The 24,904-nt window shown below is 66.9% G+C and carries 16 protein-coding genes; 5 read left to right on the forward strand and 11 right to left on the reverse strand.

The features are described from left to right. Nucleotides 1-31 precede the first annotated feature (31 nt). Nucleotides 32-286 carry a hypothetical protein gene (locus ACJEIK_RS27630; protein ID WP_409430659.1) on the reverse strand — a complete coding sequence of 85 codons (255 nt, stop codon included), beginning with the start codon at nt 284-286 and terminating at the stop codon, nt 32-34. 125 nt (nt 287-411) lie between these two features. Here ACJEIK_RS27630 and ACJEIK_RS27635 point away from each other — a divergent pair, with 125 nt between their 5' ends. The 3 genes from ACJEIK_RS27635 to ACJEIK_RS27645 all read left to right on the forward strand — a co-directional run bounded on the left by ACJEIK_RS27635 (nt 412) and on the right by ACJEIK_RS27645 (nt 2,963). After that, entirely contained in the window at nt 412-1,212 is an 801-nt protein-coding gene (locus ACJEIK_RS27635; protein ID WP_409430660.1) for a DeoR/GlpR family DNA-binding transcription regulator, read from the forward strand. Nucleotides 1,213-1,314: 102 nt separating this feature from the next. Further along, nucleotides 1,315-2,553, forward strand: a complete 1,239-nt coding sequence (glgC, locus tag ACJEIK_RS27640; RefSeq protein ID WP_073693937.1) for a glucose-1-phosphate adenylyltransferase — start codon at nt 1,315-1,317, stop codon at nt 2,551-2,553. A 53-nt stretch (nt 2,554-2,606) separates the two neighbouring features. Beyond that, nucleotides 2,607-2,963 (forward strand): WhiB family transcriptional regulator, encoded by a 357-nt coding sequence (locus ACJEIK_RS27645; protein WP_374704294.1) that lies wholly within the window; start codon nt 2,607-2,609, stop codon nt 2,961-2,963. Nucleotides 2,964-2,986: 23 nt separating this feature from the next. Here the strand turns inward: ACJEIK_RS27645 and ACJEIK_RS27650 are convergent, their stop codons facing one another. Then, a complete protein-coding gene (locus ACJEIK_RS27650) occupies nt 2,987-3,913 on the reverse strand; it encodes a LysR family transcriptional regulator (RefSeq protein ID WP_409430661.1) in 927 nt (308 codons plus the stop codon). A 46-nt stretch (nt 3,914-3,959) separates the two neighbouring features. On the opposite strand from ACJEIK_RS27650, the gene ACJEIK_RS27655 reads away from it, so the two are divergent. Next, nucleotides 3,960-4,724 carry an SDR family oxidoreductase gene (locus ACJEIK_RS27655; protein ID WP_073693935.1) on the forward strand — a complete coding sequence of 255 codons (765 nt, stop codon included), beginning with the start codon at nt 3,960-3,962 and terminating at the stop codon, nt 4,722-4,724. A 14-nt stretch (nt 4,725-4,738) separates the two neighbouring features. On the opposite strand, the gene ACJEIK_RS27660 is transcribed toward ACJEIK_RS27655, so the two are convergent. The 5 genes from ACJEIK_RS27660 to ACJEIK_RS27680 form a co-directional block, all read right to left on the reverse strand. Beyond that, nucleotides 4,739-6,136 carry a nitrate/nitrite transporter gene (locus ACJEIK_RS27660; protein WP_061006217.1) on the reverse strand — a complete coding sequence of 466 codons (1,398 nt, stop codon included), beginning with the start codon at nt 6,134-6,136 and terminating at the stop codon, nt 4,739-4,741. A gap of 103 nt (nt 6,137-6,239) precedes the next feature. Next, the gene (gene narI, locus ACJEIK_RS27665) at nt 6,240-6,983 is read right to left on the reverse strand and encodes a respiratory nitrate reductase subunit gamma (RefSeq protein ID WP_064861186.1); all 744 of its coding nucleotides are present in this window, start codon (nt 6,981-6,983) and stop codon (nt 6,240-6,242) included. Continuing rightward, the gene (gene narJ, locus ACJEIK_RS27670; protein WP_409430662.1) at nt 6,980-7,666 is read right to left on the reverse strand and encodes a nitrate reductase molybdenum cofactor assembly chaperone; all 687 of its coding nucleotides are present in this window, start codon (nt 7,664-7,666) and stop codon (nt 6,980-6,982) included. Before narJ ends, narI begins: the two co-directional genes overlap by 4 nt. Beyond that, nucleotides 7,663-9,258, reverse strand: coding sequence for a nitrate reductase subunit beta (gene narH, locus ACJEIK_RS27675; RefSeq protein ID WP_082761695.1), 1,596 nt, complete (start codon nt 9,256-9,258; stop codon nt 7,663-7,665). Before narH ends, narJ begins: the two co-directional genes overlap by 4 nt. Nucleotides 9,259-9,300: 42 nt before the next feature. Continuing rightward, entirely contained in the window at nt 9,301-12,948 is a 3,648-nt protein-coding gene (locus ACJEIK_RS27680) for a nitrate reductase subunit alpha (protein ID WP_061006213.1), read from the reverse strand. Nucleotides 12,949-13,362: 414 nt separating this feature from the next. On the opposite strand from ACJEIK_RS27680, the gene ACJEIK_RS27685 reads away from it, so the two are divergent. Continuing rightward, nucleotides 13,363-14,601, forward strand: a complete 1,239-nt coding sequence (locus ACJEIK_RS27685) for a DUF222 domain-containing protein (protein WP_409430663.1) — start codon at nt 13,363-13,365, stop codon at nt 14,599-14,601. A gap of 116 nt (nt 14,602-14,717) precedes the next feature. Here ACJEIK_RS27685 and ACJEIK_RS27690 read toward each other — a convergent pair whose 3' ends face one another. The 4 genes from ACJEIK_RS27690 to fadD32 all read right to left on the reverse strand — a co-directional run bounded on the left by ACJEIK_RS27690 (nt 14,718) and on the right by fadD32 (nt 24,754). Next, nucleotides 14,718-15,644, reverse strand: coding sequence for an alpha/beta fold hydrolase (locus tag ACJEIK_RS27690; protein WP_061006997.1), 927 nt, complete (start codon nt 15,642-15,644; stop codon nt 14,718-14,720). Nucleotides 15,645-15,801: 157 nt separating this feature from the next. Further along, entirely contained in the window at nt 15,802-17,376 is a 1,575-nt protein-coding gene (locus ACJEIK_RS27695) for an acyl-CoA carboxylase subunit beta (RefSeq protein WP_409430664.1), read from the reverse strand. A gap of 10 nt (nt 17,377-17,386) precedes the next feature. Next, the gene (gene pks13, locus ACJEIK_RS27700) at nt 17,387-22,825 is read right to left on the reverse strand and encodes a polyketide synthase Pks13 (RefSeq protein ID WP_409430665.1); all 5,439 of its coding nucleotides are present in this window, start codon (nt 22,823-22,825) and stop codon (nt 17,387-17,389) included. A gap of 45 nt (nt 22,826-22,870) precedes the next feature. After that, complete coding sequence (fadD32, locus tag ACJEIK_RS27705) at nt 22,871-24,754, reverse strand: long-chain-fatty-acid--AMP ligase FadD32 (protein ID WP_409430666.1); 1,884 nt, start codon at nt 24,752-24,754, stop codon at nt 22,871-22,873. Nucleotides 24,755-24,904: the final 150 nt, after the last annotated feature.

Below are 24,904 nucleotides of genomic sequence, written 5' to 3' on the forward strand. Positions count from 1 at the left end.
CCTGGGGTACCAGGCCATTCGGCGTTCGATGTCATTGCCGGCGCCACCAGTGGGTGTCGGGCGCACCGGTCTTGTCGACCGACCTGAGGGTGAACGCCGTCGGCGTCACCGACACGGGCTCCAGCGCCCACTCCGACGGCGGCTCGATGGGTTCGTCTGGCCTGCCTGCCACGAAGCCGAACTGTGCGGTGACCGGGGTTCCCTCAGTGCTTCCGATACCGCAGGCGGCGACGCTGAACCCTGCGACCACCGCCCAGAGCGCCGTACCGCCCTTGCTGCTGTTCACCGTCTCCACGCTAGGACAGGCGTCATACCCGAGCCGACGGCACGCACTCTTGACAGATTCCCAACTAAACGCAATTATTAACAACCAAATCCAAGTGGTGCAGCTCACAAATCGAGGGAGGTGTCGTGGCAACCACAGGGCCCGCTCCGCGCGATGCGACAGCAGCCCTCTACGCCGATCAGCGCCAACAGCAATTGCTCGAGACGCTCCGGCGCGATGGTCGCATCGACGCCGCCCGGATCGCGTCCGAGCTCGGCGTGACGGGCGAGACCATCCGCAAGGACCTCATCCTCCTGGAACGCCAAGGCTTGTTACGCCGGGTGCACGGCGGCGCGGTGCGCGTCGACTACCTCTCCTACGAGCCGGCAGTCGAGACCCGGACCGAGTTCCTCGCCGAGAAGGCCCGCATCGCAAAGGCCGCGCTCGCACACCTTCCCGACCGTGGGTCGGTGCTGATCGACGCCGGCTCCACAACCGCACAACTGGTCGAGCAGTTTCCCGGCGACCGCGAACTCACCGTGTACACCAACTCATTGACGCAGGCACTGACCCTGGTCAGCAGGCCACAGCTCACGGTATACACCCTGGGTGGCCGGGTCCGTTCGAAAACCTTTGCCGAAGTCGATGATTGGGCCGCCCGCGCACTCGCCGAGATCAACGTCGACGTCGCGTTTCTGGGCGCCAACGGCGTCAGCGCCGACCGAGGGCTCACCACCCCCGCCCCGTCCGAAGCCGCCGTGAAACGACGCATGCTCGCGTGCGCGCACCGCCGCATCCTGCTCGCCGACCACAGCAAGTTCGGGGCCGTCAGCGGCGCCCAGTACGGCCGGCTGGAAGACATCCACCTACTCATCACCGACACCGGCGTCGACAGCCATCAGCTCTCCGAACTCTCCGCTGCCGGAGTGACCGTGGAGCAGGCGTGATATCTACCGATACCCCAACGACTTTCGCGAAGAGCTGAGTTCACCAGTCCGACATCGCGTGATCCACCACGGCGTTGCCCGCTGCCCAGAAGGAGAAATCACATGGCCGATCCGAAGATCCTCGGCCTGGTCCTGGCCGGAGGCGAAGGCAAGCGACTGTCGCCACTGACACTCGACCGGGCGAAGCCCGCGGTGCCGTTCGCCGGACTCTACCGACTGATCGACTTCGCGCTCTCGAACCTGGTGAACGCCGGAGTTCTGCGGATCGCCGTCCTCACGCAGTACAAGAGCCACAGCCTCGATCGCCACATCACCACGACGTGGCGGATGAGCAGCCTGCTCGGCAACTACGTGACGCCCGTACCCGCGCAACAGCGCCTGGGCCCGCAGTGGTACACCGGCTCGGCCAATGCCATCCACCAGTCGCTGAACCTCATTCACGACGAAAAACCGGATCTGGTCGTGGTTTTCGGAGCCGACCACGTCTACCGCATGGACCCACGACAGATGATCAAGCAGCACCTCGACGGTGGTGCGGGCGCCACCGTCGCCGGAATCCGGGTGCCGCGCACCGAGGCGAGTGCCTTCGGCGTGATCAAGACCGCACCCGACGGCCGGCAGGTCGAGGCGTTCCTGGAGAAGCCGGCGGACCCGCCGGGCCTACCCGACTCCCCCGACGAGGCATTCGTCTCGATGGGCAACTACGTCTTCTCGACCGAGGCGCTCATCGACGCGCTGAGCGCCGACGCCGACGACGAATTGAGCAAACACGACATGGGCGGCGACATCATGCCGATGATGGTCGAACAAGGCCGCGCCCAGGTCTATGACTTCCAGAGCAACCTGGTCCCGGGCTCTCATGCCGAGAACAGCGGCTACTGGCGCGACGTCGGCACGCTGGACTCCTACTACGACGCTCACATGGACCTGTGCGCCGTGGTCCCGGCGTTCGACCTGTACAACAGCGCATGGCCGATCCTCACGCACATTCCACCGCACCCGCCGGCGAAGTTCGTCCACGACGACGGCGACCGGGTCGGTCGCGCCGTCAACAGCGTCATCTCCAACGGCGTGATCATCTCCGGCGCGCTGGTACGCGAATCCGTGCTGTCGCCGGGTGTGCGCGTGGAGGAGTACGCAACGGTGGACCGCTCGGTGATTCTGGACAACACCGTGGTGGGCGCACATGCCTTGGTACGCAACGCAATCGTCGACAAGAACGTCGTGATTCCGCCGGGCGCGCAGATCGGAGTCGACAGCGAGCACGACCGGGCACGCGGCTTCGTCATATCAGAGGGCGGCGTGACGGTCGTCGGCAAAGGCCAACGGGTCACCGCATGACCAACAACCGAGTAGGAAGCACGAGGTAGAACATGACCGGGAAGCGAACCGCGTTGCCACTGCCCGCGCCGGCCATCCGGCCGGTGGCCGACGAATGGGAATGGCAGGAGTCTGCCCGTTGCCGCTCAATGGATTCCAGCGTTTTCTTTCATCCCGACAACGAGCGCGGTCGGGCGCGCAGACAACGCGAACAACGTGCCAAAGAGATTTGTCAGCAGTGTCCGGTGAAGGCCCCGTGCGCCGCCTTCGCGCTGCTGTCCGGCGAGCCGTACGGCATCTGGGGCGGCGTCTCCGAGTCCGAACGCCTTTCCGCGCTGGGTATTTCAGACCCGCGCGCAGCCGGAAACCTGAGTACGGCAATACGCCGCGAAGCCCGGCGCGCCGGTCTGGCTGCCGCGAGCGGCGAATAGCACCACCCTGGGCGACACCGACCTCATTCGTGGTCGACGACCGCCGTGCGCACACACTCGCGCAACCACTGCTGCCGGCGATCGAGCTCGAACGCGGGATGCCAGATCATCCGGTAGGGCATGGTGGCGATCTCGGCCGGTGCGGGCAGCAAACGTAGTTCGGAGTCGGTGACCCAAGCCTCGACGAAGCGACCGGGAAGCGTTGCCACCAAATCGGTTCCATGCAGCATCGGGAGCGCTGCGGTGTGATACGGCACGGTGACCACCGCCCGGCGCGGCCTGCCCAGCTCCGCGAGGCGGTAGTCGATATCGGGCTGCTTCCCATCCGCCACGTCGTCGACCACATGGCCGAAACCGAGGTAGTCCGCCAAGGTGAGCGCGCTTCGGGTGGCGAGTGGATGCCCCTCGGAGACGACGCACTTGAAGTGTTCGGTGACCAGTCGGGTGACGTTCAGATCGTCCGGCGCGTGGCCTCCGAAAAGGCCCAGATCGACCGCGCCACGACGGATTTGATCCGCGATCCCGTCCGGGCGCCAGCTGTGAAACCGTACTGCCGTGTCAGGTGACTGCGACCCGATCAGACGCGCGATGGCCGGGCCGTAAGTGTGGACGGCGTAGTCACTGCCGGCAATATTGACCGGCTGCGTTGCTGCGCGGGGATCGAACTCCGCAGGCGAGAGCAGGGTTTCGAGTAGCGGTATCAGCGTGGTGAGCTGGCGGTGGATATCCTCGGCGCGGGCCGACAACCGGAATCCGTCCGGATCTCGAACCAGCAGCGGATCGTCGAGCGGCCTGCGCAGGCGCTGCAAGGCGCGACTCATGGCAGGTTGACTCAGCCCGACGCGAGACGCCGCGCGCGATACCTGCCGTTCCTCCAGCAGGGCGACCAGCGGCGCCAGCAGATTCAGATCTGCCCGCTCGATATGCGTCGTAAGCATACATATCATCATAGATATGCATGTGACAGATGCTCACTCCGCGAGCAGGCTGGATGCCATGAAGATCTCCGGCAACACCATTTTCATCCCGGGTGCCACGAGCGGTATCGGCCTCGCGCTGGCAATCGCCCTGCGAGACAAAGGAAACAAGGTCATCGTCGGCGGCCGTCGAGAGCAACTGCTCCGCCAGATCACCGCCGAACATCCCGGCATCGACGCGGTCCGCATCGACACATCGGACGCCGACACCATCCAGTCCGTCGCTGCGCAGGTGCTGGCCGAGCATCCCGATCTGAATGTGGTGATCACCATGGCCGGGGTGATGAAGATCGAAGACTGGCACGCCCCGCAGAGCTCGCTGGCGGCCGCCGAATCGACGATCACCACGAACGTGCTGGGCACGATCCGGCTCATCGCCGCATTCATCGAGCATCTGCAGACCCGACCCGCTGCCACGATCATCACCGTGTCATCGGGTCTGGGATTCACCCCACTCAAGGTGACCCCGAGCTACAACGCTTCCAAAGCCGCCATCCACCTGCTGACCGAGACGCTGCGGCTGCAGTTCGCCGGTTCCACCGTGGAATTCAAGGAACTTCAGCCGCCTGCGGTACGGACCGATCTGGTGCCCGGACAGCGCGACAGCGAGTGGGCGATGCCGCTCGAGCAGTTCGTGAGTGAAGTCGTCGACATCCTCGAGAACCAGCCGGATGCCGACGAGATTCAGGTGGAGAACGTCAAGTTTCTCCGCTATGCCGAAGTCCGCGGTGAGTACGACCACGCGGTGGCCGTCCTGAATTCGGCTGACCCGCAAAGCAACTAGCCGGAACGGCCGGCTCAGGCCACGCTGACGGCCTCGGCCGGTGACGCAGGCGCGACCACCGTCAGCGGGGTGCGGATGTAGCGGGTCCACGTCAGCGTCAGTGCCGCCACGTAGAACGTGACGAAGACCCAGAACGCAGCGGTGGCCGAACCGCTGGACAGGTAGGACTGCCGCAGCGCCAGGTTGATGCCTACGCCCCCGAGCGCGCCGATGGCGCCGGCGAAACCGATGAGGGCACCGGACATTCCGCGCGACCAGTTCAGCCGGTCGGTCTCGCTACCCACCACGGCGTGGCTGCGGGCCTCGAAGATCGACGGGATCATCTTGTACACCGAACCGTTGCCGATGCCCGACAGGATGAACAGCGCGACGAAGCCCACGATGAAGCACGCCAGGGTGGCCGCGTCGACAGCGCCGCCGGTGTGGTCGTGGTACGTCGACGCCGAAATCAGCAGTGCACCAAAGAGGATCATGCCGGCGAAGGCCGCCACGGTCACCCGGGCACCGCCGATGCGGTCGGCGAGCTTACCGCCGTAGACCCGAGCCACCGAACCGAGCAGCGGACCCACGAACGCGATCTGCGCCGCGTGCAGCGCCGCCTGCGCGGCGGTCTGGCCACCGGCGACGAAGTTGATCTGCAGGATCTGGCTGAAGGCGAACGAGAAGCCGATGAACGAGCCGAAGGTGCCGATGTACAGGAACGCGATGCTCCAGGTGTCGGACTCGGTCAAGATGGCGCGCATGGCGCCGGAATCGATCCGATGCTGCGCAAGGTTGTTCATGAACAACGCGGCACCGATCGCCGCGACGGCCAGCAGCACCAGGTAGATTGCACACACCCAGTAGGGCGCGCGGTTACCCGCGACGGCGATCACCAGCAGGCCCACCACCTGGATGGCCGGCACACCGAGATTGCCTCCGCCGGCGTTGATTCCGAGCGCCCAGCCCTTGAGCCGCTGCGGGTAGAACGCGTTGATGTTCGTCATGGACGATGCGAAGTTGCCGCCGCCGAGACCGGCGAGTGCCGCACACACCAGGTACGGCCACAACGGGAGTCCGGGGTGGGCCAGCAGCCACATGCTGCCCAGCGTCGGAATGAAAAGGACGAGCGCGGAGAAGACGGTCCAGTTGCGGCCACCGAAGGTCGCGGTCGCCATCGTGTACGGGATGCGCAGGCAGCCACCGACGAGCGTCGCGGTGGCCGCCAGCAGGAACTTGTCCCCGGCGGTGAAGCCGTACACCGACTGCGGCATGAACAGCACCATGACCGACCACATGGTCCACACCGAGAGCCCGATGTGCTCCGCGATCACCGACCAGATCAAGTTCCGCCGGGCGACGAATTTGTTGCCGGCTTCCCAGGCAACGATGTCTTCAGGGTTCCAGTCGGTGATGGTCCGCGATCGAAACATACTGCAAACGTAGAGTTTTCATGTTTCCCCGACGCTCCGGGCGATGACCCGGTGGTGACGATTCACTCACCTGCCGCGCGGCCGAGCTGTGAAGAGACCCGGCTCACACCCAACGGTTGCGTGGCGGCGGTGCCTGCGGCGTCACCCAGGCCTTCGCGTACCGACTGTTGCTCGCGCGCTGCGGATCCCGGCTCCGGTAGACGACGTACGGCCGCACCAGGTAACCGACGGGGGCGCTGAACATGTGCACCAGCCGCGTGTAGGGCCAGATACCGAACAGCGCCAACACGATGAGCACGTGAACCTGGAACGACAGCGGCGCGGTCGACATCAACTCGGGCGTGGGATGCGGCGTGAACAGGCTACGCAGCCAAGGGGATACCGTCTCCCGGTAGTTGTACGCCGACAAGACATTGCCCAGGGTGTTGACCATGCCGGTGACCAGGGCGCCGACCAGCAGCAGGTACATGAGCTTGTCGCCGGCAGTGGTGGCGGCACGTACCGCCGGCACCGTGGTGCGGCGGTACAGCAGGATGGCGGCGCCCGCGATCACCGCGAACCCGGCCGGCGCGCCCATGCCGATCGCCAGCAGGTGGTAGGTGTGCTCGGAAATGCCGACCGCCGAGGTCCACGACTCCGGGATCAGCAGGCCGACAACGTGTCCGCCCAATACACCGAGGATGCCGAAGTGGAACAGCGGGCTGCCCAGCCGCAGCAGTCGGCTCTCGTAGATTTGAGACGACCGGGTGGTCCAGCCGAATTGGTCGGTCCGGTAGCGCCAGATGTGCCCCAGCACGAACGACGTGAAAGCGATGTACGGCAACGTCATCCACAAGAGGTTGGTCATCGTCGCCCTCCAGCCAGGGCCGGATCCATCATCATCGGATCCATGCCGAACGGGTCCAAGCCGAGGTCCTCCTCGGGCGGACCGTCGGCGGCGAGTTCAGTGATGCGCCGACGGTCGGCGGTGTTGATCGGCGGCAGGGTCGCCAGGACCGCGGCCAGTAGACCGGCGTACGGAGAATTGCTGTCCTGCAACGAGAGCCGGAGCAGTTCGAGTACCGGGACGTGCTCGGCCAGGAGGCGCTCGCCACGCGCCTGGTCCACGGTGGCCGCGAATTCCAGCACCAGCGGCAGGTAGTCGGGCAGCTCTTCGTCGCCGATGGTGATGTCCGCCTGCCGGTAGGCGTGCTTGAACCGCAGCAGCGCCATCCCGCGCTTACGGGTGTCACCGTAGGCGTAATACGTCAGATGCAGGCTGGCCCGCCGGCGCATGTCGAACGTCTCGACGTAACGGGTGGCACGCTCGGTCGCGTCCGTCTCGCAGAAGTACCGCAGGAAGTCGGTCACGTGGGTACGGATCGGCTCGGGCAGTTCGCCCGCAGCCGCCGCCAATTCATCTGTGAGCGCGCTTGTTTCGGCGGTCGGGTAGTCGAGCAACAGCGCAGTGACGCGCCACACGAGGCGCTGCTGATGCTCGGACAGGTCAGGACCGGTCGCCGTCCGGCGCCCCAGGGACAGGAGCTTCATCGGGTCGGCACCAGCCCGTCAGGGCTGCGCCCGTCCCAGTTGAGCAGATTGACGCGCGTCGGATCATCCTTCGGCACAGCGCTGTTGGTGTCGACGAGGTGGAACTTGTCGGCCATCGCGTCGAAGGCCGACATCCCCGGGCCACCGTCACCGTCGAGGCTGCAGCCGGTCGCGATAGCGTCGAGACGGTGCGCGTCGGAGCCGGCACCGCTCGGAATGACGTACCGGTCCTGGTATTTCGCGATGGCCAGCAGCCGGTACATCGACTCGATCTCCTCGCCGGTGAGACGCACCGACTCTGGAATGGTCTCGTCGAACTCCTCACCGAGGTTGGCCGACCGCATGTAGGCGCGCATGGCGGCCAACCGCTGCAGGGAGGCCCGAACCGGCCCGACCTCCCCCGCGGTGAACAGCTCGGCGAGGTACTCGATCGGGATGCGCAGGGTGTCGATGGCGCCGAACAGGTTGTTCTTGTTCTCGCCGTCGTGGCCGGTCTCCTTGAGGATGTCGACCACCGGGGACAGCGGCGGGACGTACCAGACCATCGGCATGGTGCGGTACTCCGGGTGCAGCGGCAGCGCCACCTGATAGTCGACGATCAGCCGGTAGACCGGTGAATTCTGCGCGGCCTCAATCCATTCCGGTGAGATGCCGGCGCGCTCGGCCTCGGCGACCACCCGCGGATCATGCGGGTTGAGGAACACGCCGAGCTGAGACGGATAGAGGTCCTTGTCATCGGTGACCGACGCCGCTTCCAGCACCTTGTCGGCGTCGTAGAGCATGACGCCGATGTACCGCAACCGGCCGACGCACGTCTCCGAACAGACGGTCGGGATGCCGACCTCGACACGCGGGTAGCAGAACGTGCACTTCTCGGCCTTGCCGGTCTTGTGGTTGAAGTAGATCTTCTTGTACGGGCAACCGGTGACGCACTGGCGCCAGCCGCGACACTTGTCCTGGTCCACCAGGACGATGCCGTCCTCTGCGCGCTTGTAGATGGCGCCCGACGGGCACGACGCAGCACACGCCGGGTTCAGGCAGTGCTCGCAGATGCGGGGCAGGTAGAACATGAACGTCTGCTCGAATTCGAGCTTGACCTTCTGACTGACCTCTTCGACCTTGGCCAGCAACGGATCCCGCCCGACCTGCTCGGGTCCGCCGCCGAGGTCGTCGTCCCAGTTGGCGCCCCAGGTGACCTTGGTGTCCTGCCCGGTGATCAGAGACTTGGGCCGCGCCACGGGTGTGGTGTCCATCAGCGGCGACGACAGGAGGTTGTCGTAGTCGTAGGTCCACGGGTCGTAGTAGTCGCTGACCGTGGGCAGGTCCGGGTTGGCGAAGATGTTCAGCAGCCGCTTGAACCGGGAGCCCGATTTGAGCGTGAGCTTGCCGCGCTTGTTGAGCGTCCAACCGCCCTTCCAGCGTTCCTGGTCCTGGTATTGGCGCGGATATCCCTGTCCGGGACGGGTTTCCACGTTGTTGAACCAGACGTACTCGACACCGCTACGGTTGGTCCACGCCTGCTTGCAGGTGACGCTGCAGGTGTGACAGCCGATGCACTTGTCGAGGTTCATCACCATCGCCAGTTGGGCCATGACTCTCATTGGTCTACTCCGCGAGCTTCGTATCCGGTCATGTCAGTACTCGACTTCCTGCGAACGGCGACGGATGGTCGTCACCTCGTCGCGCTGATTTCCGGTGGGGCCGTGGTAATTCAGCGCAAAGGACTGCTGGGCATAGCCGCCGATCAAGTGCGTCGGCTTGATCATGATGCGGGTCAGGGCGTTGTGGATACCGCCACGCTTACCGGTCTTCTCGGTACGCGGCACGTCCACCGCCTTGTCCTGGGCGTGGTACATGAAGACCAGACCCTCGGGCATCCGGTGGCTGACGATCGCGCGGGCATTCACCACACCGTTGCGGTTGGTGCACTCGATCCAGTCGTTGTCCTTGACCCCGATCTTGGCGGCGTCGACATCCGACATCCAGATCGCCTGTCCACCACGCGAAAGCGTCAGCATGTACAGGTTGTCCTGGTACGCCGAGTGGATTGACCACTTGGAGTGCGGCGTCAGGTAACGCACGGTGATGCCACCGCTGGTGTCACCGACCGCCGGTTCGTCGAACAGTGCCGTCATGTCCAGCGGCGGACGGAACGTCGGCAACTGCTCCCCCATCTCGTCCATCCAGTCGTGGTCGAGATAGAAGTGCTGGCGCCCGGTGAGCGTGTGCCAGGGCTTGAGCCGCTCGGTGTTGATGGTGAACGGCGAGTAGCGCCTGCCACCGGTCTCCGAACCCGACCACTCAGGTGACGTGTTGACCGGCATGGGGCGGGACTGCGTGTCCGCGAAGGTGATTCGCTTGCCTTCGTTCTCGGCAGCCAGGTCGACGAGCTCGGTCCCCGTGCGGCGCTGCAGGGCCTCGAAGCCCTCCACCGCCAGGCGGCCGTTGGTGGTGCCGGACAGCGCCAGAATGGCTTCGGCTGCGTGGGTGTCCTTGGCCAGCGACGGCCGTCCCGCCGCGACGCCGCGATCGGACACCCCGTTGACGCCGGCCAGGTATTCGACCTCGGCGTCGGGGTGCGTGGTGACGCCCTTGACCGTCAGGCCCAGGGTTTCCACCAGCGGGCCGAGCGCGGCCATCTTGTCGGCCAGCGCCGGGTAGTCGCGTTCCACCGTCACCAACCGCGGCATGGTCTTGCCCGGAATCGGTTCGCATTCACCGGCTTTCCAGTCCAGGACCTTTCCGCCGGGCTGGGCGGTGGCGTCGGAGCTGTCGTGTGCGAGCGGCATCGCGACGATGTCCTTGCGCTTACCCAGGTGCTTCTCGGCCAACCACGAGAAGCCGCGGGCGATCCGGTGGAAGGCGTCGAAGTCGGTCTTGGTCTCCCATGGCGGCGAGATGGCCGGCGAGAAGGCGTGGACGAACGGGTGCATGTCAGTGCTCGACAGGTCGTGCTTCTCGTACCACGTGGCGGCCGGGAGCACGATGTCCGAGTACAAGGTGGTACTGGTGTTGCGGAAGTCCAGGGACAGCAACAGATCCAGCTTCCCTGCCGGCGCCTCGTCGCGCCAGCGCACGTCCTGCGGGTGCACTCCGTCCTCGTCGCTGGCCGCTACGTTGTTGTCGGCGCCCAGCAGGTGCTTGAGGAAGTACTCGTTGCCCTTCGCCGACGAGCCCAGCAGATTGGACCGCCACACCGTCAGACAGCGCGGGAAGTTCTCCGGGGCGTCCGGGTCCTCGCAGGCGAACTGCAGGTGCCCGGACTTCAGGCCGTCGAGCACATGCTGCGCCGCGTCCTTGCCCTGACGCTCGGCCTCGTCGGCCAGGTCCAGCGGATTGCGGTTGAACGTGGGATAACTCGGCATCCACCCCAGCCGGCTCGCGAGAGCGATGTTGTCGGCCGCCGTCCGGCCGGCCAGCGTGCCGGTGGCGAGCGGCGACGTCATCGGTTCGGTGGTGAACCGGTCGTAGCGCCACTGGTCGGTGGCCAGGTACCAGAACACGGTGCCCTGCATCTGACGCGGTGCGCGCTGCCAATCCAGCCCGAATGCCAGTGTGCCCCAGCCTGTTACCGGACGGCACTTCTCCTGGCCGACGTAGTGCGCCCAGCCGCCGCCGTTGACGCCCTGACAGCCGGTGAGCATGACGAGAGAAAGGAACGAGCGGTAGATCTGATCCGAATGGAACCAGTGGTTGGTGCCGGCACCCATGAGGATCATCGAGCGCCCCTTGGAACGCTCTGCGTTGTCGGCGAATTCACGCGCGATACGCTCGGCGGCTTGGGCCGGCACGCCCGTGATGGCCTGCTGCCACGCCGGGGTGTACGGCTCGGTGGCGTCGTCGTAACCGGCCGGCCAGGTGCCCGGCAGGCCGTCACGGGCCACGCCATACTGCGCCAGCATGAGATCGAAGACCGTGGTGACCCGCTGGCCCGCAACGATTCTGGTGGGCACCCCACGTTCCAGCACACCGGGCTGGTCGGTGTCGAACCGAGGGAGTGCAACGGTAGCGACATCATTGGCGCCACCGTGCAGCGTGAGGAGGGGGTCGACCCCCTGCAGGTCCAGGTTCCATTTCCCTTCACCGGAGGCGGTGAAGCGATGGCCCAGGGACCCATTGGGCACCACCGGGGTGCCGTCGGCGTCGAGCAGTACCGGTTTGGAGACCGCGGCTTCCGTGTCCGCGTGTTCGCCGCCGAGATCCGCTGCGGTGAGGAACTTTCCGGGGACCAGCCGGCCGTCACGCTCGGTCAGGGCGACCAGGAACGGCAGGTCGGTGTACTTCTTGACGTAGTCGGTGAAGTACGGGGTGTTCTTCTCGACGAAGAACTCCTTGAGGATGACGTGGCCCATCGACATCGCGAGCGCGGCGTCGGTGCCCGGGTGGGCCGGCAGCCATTCATCGGCGAACTTGGTGTTGTCGGCGTAATCCGGCGACACCACAACGACTTTCTGGCCGCGGTAGCGCGCCTCGGTCATGTAGTGCGCGTCGGGCGTGCGGGTGACGGGGACGTTCGAACCCCACATGATGAGGTAGCCGGCGTCGAACCAGTCGGCGGATTCGGGCACGTCGGTCTGGTCGCCGAACACCTGCGGTGACGCCACCGGCAGATCGGCGTACCAGTCGTAGAACGACAGCATCGACCCGCCCATGAGCGAAATGAATCGCGCCCCAACGGCATGGCTCACCATCGACATGGCCGGGATCGGCGAGAACCCGGCCACGCGGTCGGGTCCGTAGGTCTTGACGGTGTAGACGTGGGCGGCCGCGGCGATCTCGGCGGCCTCCCACCATTCCGCGCGGACGAAGCCGCCGCGGCCGCGGGCAGACTTGTAGGCCTTGGCCTTCACCGGGTCCTCGACGACGTCGGCCCACGCCAGCACCGGGTCGTTCAGCCGCGCTTTGGCTTCGCGGTAGTAGTCGAGCAGCAGACCGCGTACGTACGGATACCGCACGCGCGCAGGCGAATACGTGTACCAGGAGAACGACGCGCCGCGGGGGCAGCCGCGCGGCTCGTATTCAGGCTTGTCGGCGCCGATCGACGGGTAGTCGGTTTGTTGCGACTCCCAGGTGATCACGCCGTCCTTGACGTAGATCTTCCACGAGCACGAACCGGTGCAGTTCACGCCGTGCGTGGAGCGCACCACCTTGTCGTGTGCCCAGCGGTCGCGATAGAAGTCGTCCGCCGATCGCCCGCCGACCTTGTGAATCGTGCGCTGGTCGCCGGAGATTTCACCGCGGTGAAAATACTTGGACAACCGCAACAACGCGTCGCCGGCCATCGCCGGGCTTCCTGCCAACTCGGCCACAAAGCCCTCCTCTCGAGCCGTCGGAACATGAGGTTAGAGCCGGTCAGAAGGCTGTCAAAAGAACGCACATGCCCCCTCCGTGCCTGTGCGACCGCGTTAACAGGGCTGTCATGTCATGAAACAGAGGCGATTTCGGCATCGCGGGTTCTACCTGCGGTGATCTGTTGATCAGGGTAAACGCGGAGCGGCGCGGTGCGTCGCCCGTCACATTGCCGAGGGGTCGCGATCCGGAATGTTATCAGCGCGGTAACAAACCGCAGCCGGTACTCGGAACGATGGATTCCCGCCAAAGACAGGCCACCGGCACCGTCACGGACGTCCTGATATGTCCCGCACCGACGTGAAAATCACCCTTGCCGTTCGAATGTTTGTTCGATACGGTGTGTTATGGGAATCGCACCGGATCTCAACGCACTCCTCGACCACCTGCGCGGCGTGGTCGTCCCCGAGAACATGTCGGGCGAGGACGCCGTCAACGTCACGCGGCTGCTGCTGCTGATCCGGGGCGTGGTCGACCATCTCGCCGCGACAATGACCGCGGTGCTCGACCGGTTGGGGGTGGCGGCATCGCAGGGCCGGTCGCCGCGCGAACTCCTGATGTCGCTGGGGTGTGCACCCTCGGTCGCCGAACGGCTGATCCGGGTCGGTGGAGCCTTACCGATGCTGCCAACCCTCGCCGCCCATGCCGGCGACGGGGCGATCCCCGGCGAGCATGTCGACGCGATCGTCAAGGGCATCAACCACATCCAAGCCCGCGCCCCCGGACCAGTCGACGAGGAAGCCCGGTTCGTGCAGGTGGCCGATCTCTTGGGGCAGTTCTTCTCCGGGGCCACCCCCGCCGACATCGGCAACCGAGCCCGGCGGCTCGGCAATCGGGTTGCGGCGGCTGAAGGCGGGCTGCCAGCCGCCGAAGACCGGTCGATCAACACCGTCGACCACCACGTCACCTCCGACGGGCGGGTCCAGGTCCGCGCGGACCTGGACGCCGAAGTCGGGGCCAAATACATCGCCGCGATGGAAGAACACTCGGCGCCGCGACCCGAACCCGACGGAACCCCCGACGTGCGGTCGGCGGGGCGGCGGCGCGCGGATGCGCTGGAGGCGGTGCTGGATATCGCCGCCCGCGGCGGCGACACCGCCAGCGCGCCGCGCACCCAGCTGCTGGTGACGGTGCCCGCCGACACCCCGGACCTGGCCACGCTGGAATTCATCGGATCGATCAGTTCGATGACCCTGGACCGGCTCACCTGCGACACCACCGTCACCACCATGATCGTCGACGGCGAACAGGTACCGCTCGATATGGGTCGGGAGAAACGGCTGTTCCCGCCCCATCTACGCAAGGCGCTGTATCACCGCGACCAGTGCTGCATCAAATGCGGCGCACCCCCAGGGCGCACCCACGCCCACCACATCGTGCACTGGACCCACCACGGCGAAACCAGCCTGGGCAACGGGTGCCTGCTCTGCCCGGCCTGCCACGCCAACGTGCACCACGACGGCTGGGACGTCGTCATGGGCCTGGACAAGCATCCCTGGCTCATCCCACCGACGACCGTCGACCCACAGCGAAAACCCATCCCCGCCTACAACCGCCGCACCATGCGCCTCGACCACGCCGCATAACACCTAAAGCGTTACGCACCTTGACAACTCAATAGTGAGCCTGGCCCTCATGTTCGCGCGGCGGGTGGAATTCGCATCCGCCGCGCGAACATCAGAGCCGCGAATCCAGCAGCGATCTAGGGTGTTCCGATGAAATCGACGCCCGCGGTGATCGCCGGGCGGTGCCGCAGAATCCGGTAGTGCGCGAGCCGGCCCAGACCCTTCGTGGTCTCGAGGCGCGCGCCCGGCCAGGCCTCGGCGATCTCGGTGCTGGACGAATACGGGCTGTCCGGATCATCGGGGTCGTGGATGAGCAGCAGCGGCCGGTCGCCGGCGTGCACGGCCGACGCGGTGATGTCGGTGTCCAGCAGCGGCATTCCGAGCCGTCTATCTAGACGCCGGTGCAGGCGATCCCGGATCCGCCGCCCGAAGTTGTGCCGTTCAGCGAAGGCGTCCAGGTACCACGTGAAGTCGCCCATCGGCGCGAGGAACACCAAACGCCCGGTCTGTGCACCGCGCGCCGCAGCCAGCGCAGCCGACTTCGCACCCAGCGAATGACCGATGACGGCATGCGCCGGACCGTGCTGAGCGATGACGGCCCGTACCGCCTCCGCGCACTCGACGATGGTAGTGCGGCCCGGCGCCAGCGCTCCCGGCTCGGAGTCGTGATGGCTGGGCAGGTCGAAGGCGATGACCCGATATCCCGCCGCGACCAGGGGTTTGACGAAAACCGCCATGTGCGCCCGGCACCCGCCCCAACCGTGTACCAGGTACACGAGCGGACCCGAGCCCCACGACTGCCCGGCGATGCGGTGGCCGTCCCACGACGCTTCCAGTGGCGTGCTGTCCGGCAGACCGGGCGGCATCTTGGTGCTCAGGTCGACATCCGGCACCGTGCACCACAATTCGGTGGCCCAGCGGGCCCCGATCGCCGGCGCGAACCGCTCCAGCCACCAGAAGGCGCGGCGCGTTCGGTCCGGGACCGGCGGGAGCACACCGGCGTCGGTGTCGGTCACCGCTTCGCCGTTTCGAGCCTGCCCGCTACGCGATTCCGTCAATGCCATGCGTCAACCGCCTTGGTACGAAGAGTGTCATCCTGCGACGACCGTCGCTGACGATCTGGCACTACCCACAATGGCCCCGCCGCAAACATCGGCCGCCGGACGCAAATGTCCCCCAAACACCGTGTGCCGGGGGACATTTGAGTCAGCTCGCGAGAGATCAGAGTGGCGTCAGGCCGTGCTTGCGCGCGATACGGTCGTGCTTCTGCTTGTCGCGCAACAACTTCAGCGACTTGCGCAGCAGCAACCGGGACTCGTGCGGCTGGATCACCGCGTCGATGTAGCCACGTTCGGCCGCCGTCCACGGAATCGCCATGTTGGCGTTGTAGCCCTCGATGAAGTCCGCCTTGATCTTCTGCACCTCGGGCGCCGTCGGATCCGGGAAGCGCTTGACCAGCAGCTGCGCCGCACCCTGGGCACCGATCACCGCGATACGCGCGGTCGGCCAGGCGAAGTTCAGGTCGGCAGACAGCTGCTTCGAGCCCATGACGGCGTAGCCACCGCCGTAGGCCTTGCGGATCACGAACGTCACCTTCGGCACATCGGCCTCGACGATGGCGTTGAAGAAGCGGCCACCGCGCTTGATGATGCCGCCCGTCTCCTCGGCGACACCCGGCAGGGCGCCGGGGGTGTCGACGACGAAAACCAAAGGCAGGTTGAAGGAGTCGCAGAAGCGGATGAACCCGGCCGCCTTGTCGGAGGCCTCGTTGCCGATGGCACCCGCCATGAACAGCGGCTGGTTGGCGATGACGCCGACCGGCCGGCCGTCGACCCGCGCGAACGCGGTGATCATCTCCGGAGCGCGCTGTTCGGCGATCTCGAAGATGTCGCCGTCGTCGAACATGCGGAGCAGGATGTCCATCATGTCGTAGCCGGCGTTGTCGGCGTCCGGCACGATCTTGTCCAGCTCGAAGTCGCTGGGCGTCAGCTCGGGCTCGAGGCCCGGGTTGACGATCGGCGGATCGTCCCAGGTGTTGGCGGGCAGGAAGCTCAGGTAGTCGCGGACGTACTGGAAGGCGGCGGCCTCGTCCTCGACGACCTTGTGGATGTTGCCGCGCTGCGCCTGGACGTCCGCGCCACCGAGCTCGTCGAAGGTCACGTCCTCACCGGTGACGTCCTTGATGACGTCCGGGCCGGTGATGAACATGTAGCCCTGGTCGCGCACGGCCACCAACAGGTCGGTCTGGATCGGCGAATACACCGCACCACCGGCGCACTTGCCCAGGATGATCGAGATCTCCGGCACCGTGCCGCGCAGCATCTCGTGGCGGCGGCCGAGCTCGGCGTACCAGGCCAGCGAGGTGACGGCGTCCTGGATGCGGGCGCCGGCAGAGTCGTTGATGCCGATGATCGGGCAGCCGACCATGGCCACCCACTCCATCAGCTTGGCGACCTTGCGGCCGAACATCTCGCCGACCGAGCCCTGGAACACCGTCTGGTCATGGCTGAACACCGCGACCGGACGGCCGTCGATGGTGGCGTGGCCGGTCACCACACCGTCGCCGTACAGCGCGTTCGGGTCGCCCGGCGTCTTGGCGAGCGCGCCGATCTCGAAGAAGCTGCCCGGGTCGACGAGCGCGTGGATGCGGGCGCGGGCCGACGGAATGCCCTTCTTGTCGCGCCGCGCCTTGGCCTTCTCGTCACCGGGATCGGCCGCCAGCTCCAGCTTTCGGCGAAGCTCTGCGAGCTTCTCTGCCGTCGTGGCAGGGCTGCGCTGTTCGGTAACTTCAGTCACGGTTCTCCTACTACTTCCCGGCCTGGATCTGGTTGATGGCCTGGCTCATGTGCGCCCCGACCTTGGCAATGTACGGCTCGTCGATGGCCTGGATGTGCTCGCCGCCGATATTCACGACCTCGAGATCGGGCGCGAACTCACCCCAACCGCCGTCGGGCTGACGGGTCGCGTACGCAGGTTCGAACACGATCGCGTCGTCGTGGTAACGGTCCGCCATGTAGAGCACGACGTGGCCGTCATACGGCTGGATGTCGATGGTGTCCAGCGCGCGGTTGTCGAGATACGACGTGCGCTGGTGCTCGATGATGCCGCCCGGGATCTGCACGCCGCTCTGCGCGACGATGTCCAGAACGAACTTCACCTGGCCCTCGTCGTCGAGCTTCTCCAGCTCCTCGTACGGAATCTCCGGAATCTCGACGTTGAAGGTGCGCTCGGCGAAGCGGGCATAGCGATCCCAGCGGGCTCGCATACCGGCCTGGCTCTTGTCGATCGGCGTGCCGGGTCGCACACAGTCGATCAACCCGACGTACTGCACATCGGCACCGGCCTGCTTGAGCCCGATGGCGCACGCGTACGCCAGCGCCCCACCCAGCGACCAACCGGCCAGCACGAACGGGCCCTTGTGCATCTCCAGCAGCTTCGGCACGTACTCGGCGGCGCGCTCCTCGATGGAGCCTTCGACGCGTTCGATGCCGTAGACCGGGATGTCCTCGGGCAGGCGCTTCAACAGCGGCTCGTAGACCACCGTCGAGCCACCGGCCGGGTGGAAGACGAACAGGGGTACCTGCGACCCACCTTCTTTCGGTGCCCGCAGGGTGCGGACGAAGCCGTCCACCACGCCGTCTTCCAGCTGATCACGCACGATCGTGGACAGCTCTTCGATCGTCTTGGCCGTCCGCACCTGCTCGACCGTCACGATGCCCTCGGCGCGCTCGGAGAGCCGCTCGGACAGCTTGGTCGCGGTCGCGTCGTCGACGGCGGGCAGTTCGTTGAAGATGCCGCCCGGCGACTTGCCGGTGACGATCGCCCACGTCGCGAAGGTGACGCGCTCAGCCGCATCGCGCGGCGGCACGTCGGCGCCGAGCGCCTCGGTGACCGCTTCCTGCGTGAGGACCTTGGCGGCAGCCGCAGCAGCGGTCGCCTGGCTCGGTCCAGCCGGTCCCGACGGGTTGGTCGGCGGCGGCGGGACGGCCGCCGGGCCGGCTGGGTTCGTCGGGGGCGGCGGAACCTCCAGCGCGACAGCGGAGTCCGTGGCGATCTCGGCCGCCGCCGGCTTGTCGTCGTCCTTGTCGGCGAGCGGGTGCCCGGCCTCGGCCAGCTTGGCCTCCAGCTCGGCGACCGTCGTCGCGCCACCCATCAACTCGGCCTGCGCGGCGGCGATCTCCTCGGCCGTCTGCCCCTTCTGCGCCTCGGCGAGCTGACCGACCTCGTCGCGGTGCTCGATGGCGTAGTGGATCAGCTTCTCCACCGCGTACAGGTTGGCGTCACGCACCGCGGTCAGCTGGATCGGCGGCAGGTCGAAGTCGTACTCGACGCGGTTCTTGATCCGGACCGCCATCAGCGAGTCCAGACCCAGCTCGATCAGCGGAACCTCCCACGGCAGGTCCTCGGGCTCGTAGCCCATGGCGCCACCGACGATGGCACCCAACCGGTCCGCGACGGTCTCGCCGGAATCCGGCGACCACTTCTTGAAACCGGCGGCCAGGCCGGCGCCCGCGGTCAGGTTGTCCTGCAGGATGGCGGCGTCGTCTTCGGGTTCCGGTGCGGCGGCGGCGGTTTCGGCCACCGATGCGCCGACGGCGGCCGGCAGGGCCGTACCACCCATGGCGACCGGCAGCGCCGCACCGTCACCACCGCGGGTGACGACGGCGTCGTACACCAGGGTGAAGGACTCGCCCATCCGGGCGTGCACCTGCACCGTGCCGCCACCGGGGTGCCGGGTCAGCGTGGTGACCAGGCGCGCGCCCTCACCCGGGATGGCACGCTGCTCGTAAGCGGTCAGCGCCGCATCCGGAAGCACCTGCGCCGCAGCGGCTTTCACCAGCTTGGCCAGCGCCGCGGCGTCGACCTCGCCGCGCGGGGCGTACTCCCACACGTGCCGGCCGTCCGGGGTCGCGACGTGGCTGCCCGGCTCGATGGCCGAGCTGTCGGCTGTGAAGTGCGCGTCCAGCCAGTGCGGCTTGCGCTTGAAGCGCGTCGGCGGGATGGGCGCGTAGTCGACGGCCGGGTTCTCGGCCGGCGAGAACAGCGTCCGGAAGTCGAGGTCGTGGCCGTGCACGAACAGCTGGGCCATGGCGTTGGTCATCGAGTCGACCTCGTCCTGCTTACGGGCGAGGGTCGGGATCAGCTGACCGTCATGCAGGCCGGCCGACATCGTGGTGAGCCCAACCTGCATGAGCGCCACCGGGTTCGGCGCGAGCTCGAGGAAGGTGGTGTGCCCGTTGTCGACGGCGTTGCGGATGCCGTGGGTGAAGTAGACGCTGTGGCGCAGCCCCTTCTTCCAGTACTCGACATCGTGGATCGGCTCCGCGCCGGCCCGGATCAGCTGACCCTCGTGCACCGTCGAGTAGTAGGCCGTCTGCAGCGGGCGCGGTTCGATGCCCTGGATTTCCGCGGACAGCTCACCGAGCAGCGGGTCCATCTGCTGCGTGTGGCTGGCGCCCTTGGTCTGCATCTTGCGGGCGAACTTGCCCTCGGATTCGGCGCGGGCGATGATCGCGTCGACCTGCTCCGGCGGACCGCCGATGACGGTCTGGGTCGGGGCGGCGTAGACGCACACCTCGAGGCCCGGGAAGTCGGCGAAGACCGTCTTGATCTCCTCGGCCGAGTACTCGACGAGCGCCATCAGGCGGATGTACTCTCCGAACAGCATGGCCTCGCCCTCACCCATGAGGTGGGCGCGCGAGCAGATCGTGCGGGTGGCGTCGGCCAGCGACAGGCCACCGGAGAAGTAGGCCGCGGCCGCTTCACCGAGCGACTGGCCAACCACCGCACCGGGTTTCGCGCCGTGCGCCTTCAGCAGCTCACCGAGCGCGATCTGCAGCGCGAAGATCACGGTCTGGACGACCTCGATCGGGTATTCGCAGGTCTCGTTGGTGTAGTCGATGGCATCGTCGAGGATCAGCTCGACGACCGAGTAGCCACGCTCATCCTGGATGAGCGCGTCGACCTTGTTGATCCACTCCGCGAAGATCGGGTCGTTCAGGTACAGGCTCTTGCCCATCTTGCGGTGCTGCGCACCGAAACCGGCGAGCACCCACACCGGGCCGTTGGTGACCGGGCCATCGGCGGCCAGCACCAGCGGGCTCTGCTTGCCCTCGGCCAGAGCCCGCAGACCCTTGACCGCTTCATCGTGGTCGTGCGCGAGAATCACTGCGCGCGAACGGCCGTGGTTGCGGCGCGACAGCGAGCGACCGATGGACTCCAGCGAGTACGACCGGCCCACCTCGCTGTCGATCCAGTCCGCCAGCTCAGCGGCAGCCGACTTCTTGCGCGAGGTGAGGAATCCCGAAACTGCAAGCGGGACAATGCGCTTGACCGGCTCGGCAGCCTCCAGTTCGGCGCGGCCGGCCTCGATCAGCTCCAGCGCCCGCTCGGTCAGGCCGGGGAGCTCGGGCTCATCGTCGGTCCCGTAGCCGTAGAACTCGGCGTCACCACGCGTGTCGTTGTCGTCGTCGATGAACTCGCCGTACTCGTCCATCTTGACGCCACCGACGTAGACGGCGTTCGCGTCGGACGACGGCTTCTCCTCGGCCACAACCTCTTTCGGCTCCGGCTCGACGAGGTCGCTGGGCAGCACCTGACGCATGACGATGTGCGCGTTGGCGCCGCCGAAACCGAAACCGGAGACGCCGGCGATGGCGTGACCGCTGTAACGCGGCCAGTCCGACAGCTCGGCGTTGACCTTGAGGTGTTCCTTGTCGAAGTCGATGTACGGGTTGGGGCCCGCGTAGTTGATCGATGCCGGCAGCTTGTCGTGGTACAGCGCCAGCGTCATCTTCGCGACGCTGGCCGCACCGGCAGCCGACTCCAGGTGTCCCACATTGGATTTCACGGCGCCCAGCAGTGCCGGCTTGTCGGCGGCGCGGCCACGGCCCACGACGCGGCCGAGTGCGTCGGCCTCGATCGGGTCACCCAGGATGGTGCCGGTGCCGTGCGCCTCGATGTAGTCGACGGTCTTGGGGTCGATGCCGGCGTCCTTGTAGGCCTTGCGCAGCACCGCTTCCTGCGCGTCGGGGTTGGGGGCCAGCATGCCGTTGGAGCGGCCGTCGTGGTTGATGGCCGAACCGGCGATCACCGCGAGGATCTCGTCACCGTCGCGACGGGCGTCGGCGACGCGCTTGAGCACGACCATGCCGCCACCCTCGGAACGGGCGTAGCCGTCGGCATCGGAGCTGAACGACTTGATGCGGCCGTCCGGCGCCAGGACGCCGCCGACCTCGTCGAAGCCGACCGTCACCATCGGGGTCACCAGGGCGTTGACGCCACCGGCGAGCACGACGTCGGCTTCACCCGAGCGCAGCGCCTTGACGCCCTCGTGGATCGCGACCAGCGACGACGAACACGCGGTGTCGATGGCCATCGACGGCCCGCGGAAGTCGAAGAAGTACGACACCCGGTTGGCGATGATGGAGCTCGCGGTGCCGGTGATGGCGTACGGGTGCGTGATCGACGGGTCGGAGACCGACAGGAAGCTGTAGTCGTTGGTCGAGCTGCCGACGAACACGCCGACCGACTCGCCGCGCAGCGACGACGCCGGGATACGGGCGAACTCCAGTGCCTCCCAGGTCAATTCGAGCGCCATCCGCTGCTGCGGATCGATGTTGTCGGCTTCCATCTTGGCCAGCGCGAAGAACTCGGCGTCGAAGCCCTTGATGTCCGACAGGTAGCCACCGCGGGTGCGGGCCTTGGCCACGCGCTCGGCGATCCGGGGCTCGGACAGGAACTCTTCCCAGCGGCCCTCGGGCAGGTCGGTGATGGCGTCGCGGCCTTCGACCAGCGCCTGCCACATCTCGTCGGGCGTGTTCATGTCACCCGGGAAGCGGGTGGCCAGGCCGACGATCGCGATGTTCATCGCGTCGTCGTCGGCGTCGCGGGACCAGTCCTCGGCGTTCGCGGCGTCCGTGTCTTCCTCGGGCTCGCCCTCGACGATGACCTGCGCCAGCGACTCGATGGTCGGGTGCCGGAACGCCACCGTGGCGGTCAGCGTGACACCGGTGAGGTCCTCGATGTCGGACGCCATGGCGACCGCGTCGCGCGACGCCAGGCCTAGCTCGACCATCGGCACCGACTCGTTGATGGAGTCCGCCGGCTGACCGGTGGCATTGGCCACCCAGTTGCGCAGCCACTCCCGCATCTCCGGCACGGACATGCCGTTAGCCCGAGCGGGAACCTGCCCCTCCTGCGGCGAAGTGTCGATTTCGTTCGAATTGTCTTCGGTGTCAGTCATTTTCACTGTTCACTTTCGCCGCCGGACAGGGGAGCCGGGTGTGGGTCAGTTCAGATCGTCGGGGAAGGCGTTGGCCACCTTGCCGCTGCGCAGCGTGCCGTCCAGGTACGCCGCACGGGTGGCCCGGCGGCCGATCTTGCCGCTGGAGGTGCGCGGGATGGCGCCGGCCGCGGTCAGCAGCACGTCGCGCACGGTGACGCCGTGACGGACCGCGATGGCGGCCCGGATGTCGTCGACGATCGGCTGCGGTTCGAGCTTGTGCGCGCCCGGGGCGCGCTCGGCGACGATGACCAGCTGCTCGGAGCTGTCGTCGGGATCGCGCTTGAGGCCCGAGTGGGCGTCGGCGAAGACCTCGTCGGGCAGCTGGTTGGCCGGCACCGAGAACGCCGCGACGTAACCGACGCGCAGCGCCTTGCTGGCCTCCTGCGCCGAGTACTCGAGGTCCTGCGGGTAGTGGTTGCGGCCGTCGATGATCACCAGGTCCTTGACGCGGCCGGTGATGTACAGCTCGCCGTCGTGGTAGGCGCCGTAGTCGCCGGTGCGCACCCAGGTGGCGTCGTCGGCCGCGCCCTCGGCGTGCGACGGGCTGGTGCGCGACTTGAGGGTGTTCTGGAACGTCTCGACGGTCTCCTCGCGCTTGCCCCAGTAGCCGGTGCCCATGTTGGCGCCGCTGATCCAGATCTCGCCGATCTGGCCGTCGGGCAGCTCGGTGGCGGTCTCGGCGTCCACGATGACGGCCCATTCGTCGACACCGACCTTGCCGGCGCCGGCCTGGGCGACAGCCTTGGGCGAGTCGTCCGGGACCACCACGAAGGTGCCGGTGTTGAGGGCGTCGCGGTCCACCGACACGATGGTCGGCTCGTCGGCCGACGGCGTGGTCGACACGAAGAGCGTCGCCTCGGCCAAGCCGTAGGACGGCTTGATGGCCTTGGCGGGGAAGCCGAACGGACCGAAGGCCTCGTTGAACCGGCGCACGGTCGCCGCCGAGATCGGCTCGCTGCCGTTCAGCACGGCCTTGACGTTGGAGAGGTCGATCTTCTCCTTGGGCACGCCGCGGGCGGCGGCGTGGTCGAACGCGAAGTTCGGGGCCACGGAGATGGTGCCGCCGGTGTCGCCTTCCTTGCGGGCGAGCTCACGGATCCAGCGCTCCGGCCGACGCACGAAGGCCGCCGGGGTCATGAACGTGAAGCTGTGGCCGATCATCGGCGCGAGCAGCGCGGTGATCAGGCCCATGTCGTGGAAGAACGGCAGCCACGACAGGCCGCGGTCGCCCTCTTCGCCCTCGAGGGCCTCGACGACCTGCACCACGTTGGTGGCCAGGTTCAGGTGGGTGATCTGCACGCCCGTCGGGATGCGGGTCGAACCCGAGGTGTACTGCAGGTAGGCGATGGTGTGCTCGTCGACGTCGTCGAACGGGATCCAGGTGACGGCGACCTCGTCCGGCACGGCGTCGACGGCGATGACACGCGGACGTTCATTGGCCGGGCGGCTGCGGAAGAACTTGCGGACGCCTTCGGCGGCGGCGGTCGTGGTCAGGATGGCCGACGGCTTGCAGTCGTCGAGCACGGCGTGCAGGCGGCCGACGTGGCCGGGCTCCGACGGATCGAACAGCGGCACGGCGATGCGGCCGGAGTACAGGACGCCGTAGAACGCCACGAGGTACTCGAGGTTCTGCGGGCACAGGATTGCAACGCGGTCGCCCACCTGGGTCACCTGCTGCAGCCGCGCGGCCACGGCTTTGTTGCGCGCGCTGAACTGCGACCAGGTCAGGTCTTTGGCCTCGCCGTCACGCTCCGTGGAGAAGTCCAGGAACCGGAACGCGAGCCGGTCCCCACGGACCTTCGCCCAGCGCTCGACGTGCTTCACGATGCCGGCGCCGTCCGGGAAGGTGATCTTCCCGTTCTTGACGAACGGGTTGTGGAACGCCATCAAAATCTCCTGTTCACAGCCTGCCGCGCTGGTTACGTCGTATGCGGCCAGTCACGCCAAATCCCGGCAAATGGTACCGGGCAGTAGCGATATGCCACCCCAAGATGCCCAGTCAATGATAAGACCGTGCTCTTAGCTATCTCTTAATGT

It is taken from the genome of Mycobacterium sp. SMC-16 (assembly GCF_046250085.1).
GTDB lineage: Bacteria > Actinomycetota > Actinomycetes > Mycobacteriales > Mycobacteriaceae > Mycobacterium > Mycobacterium phocaicum.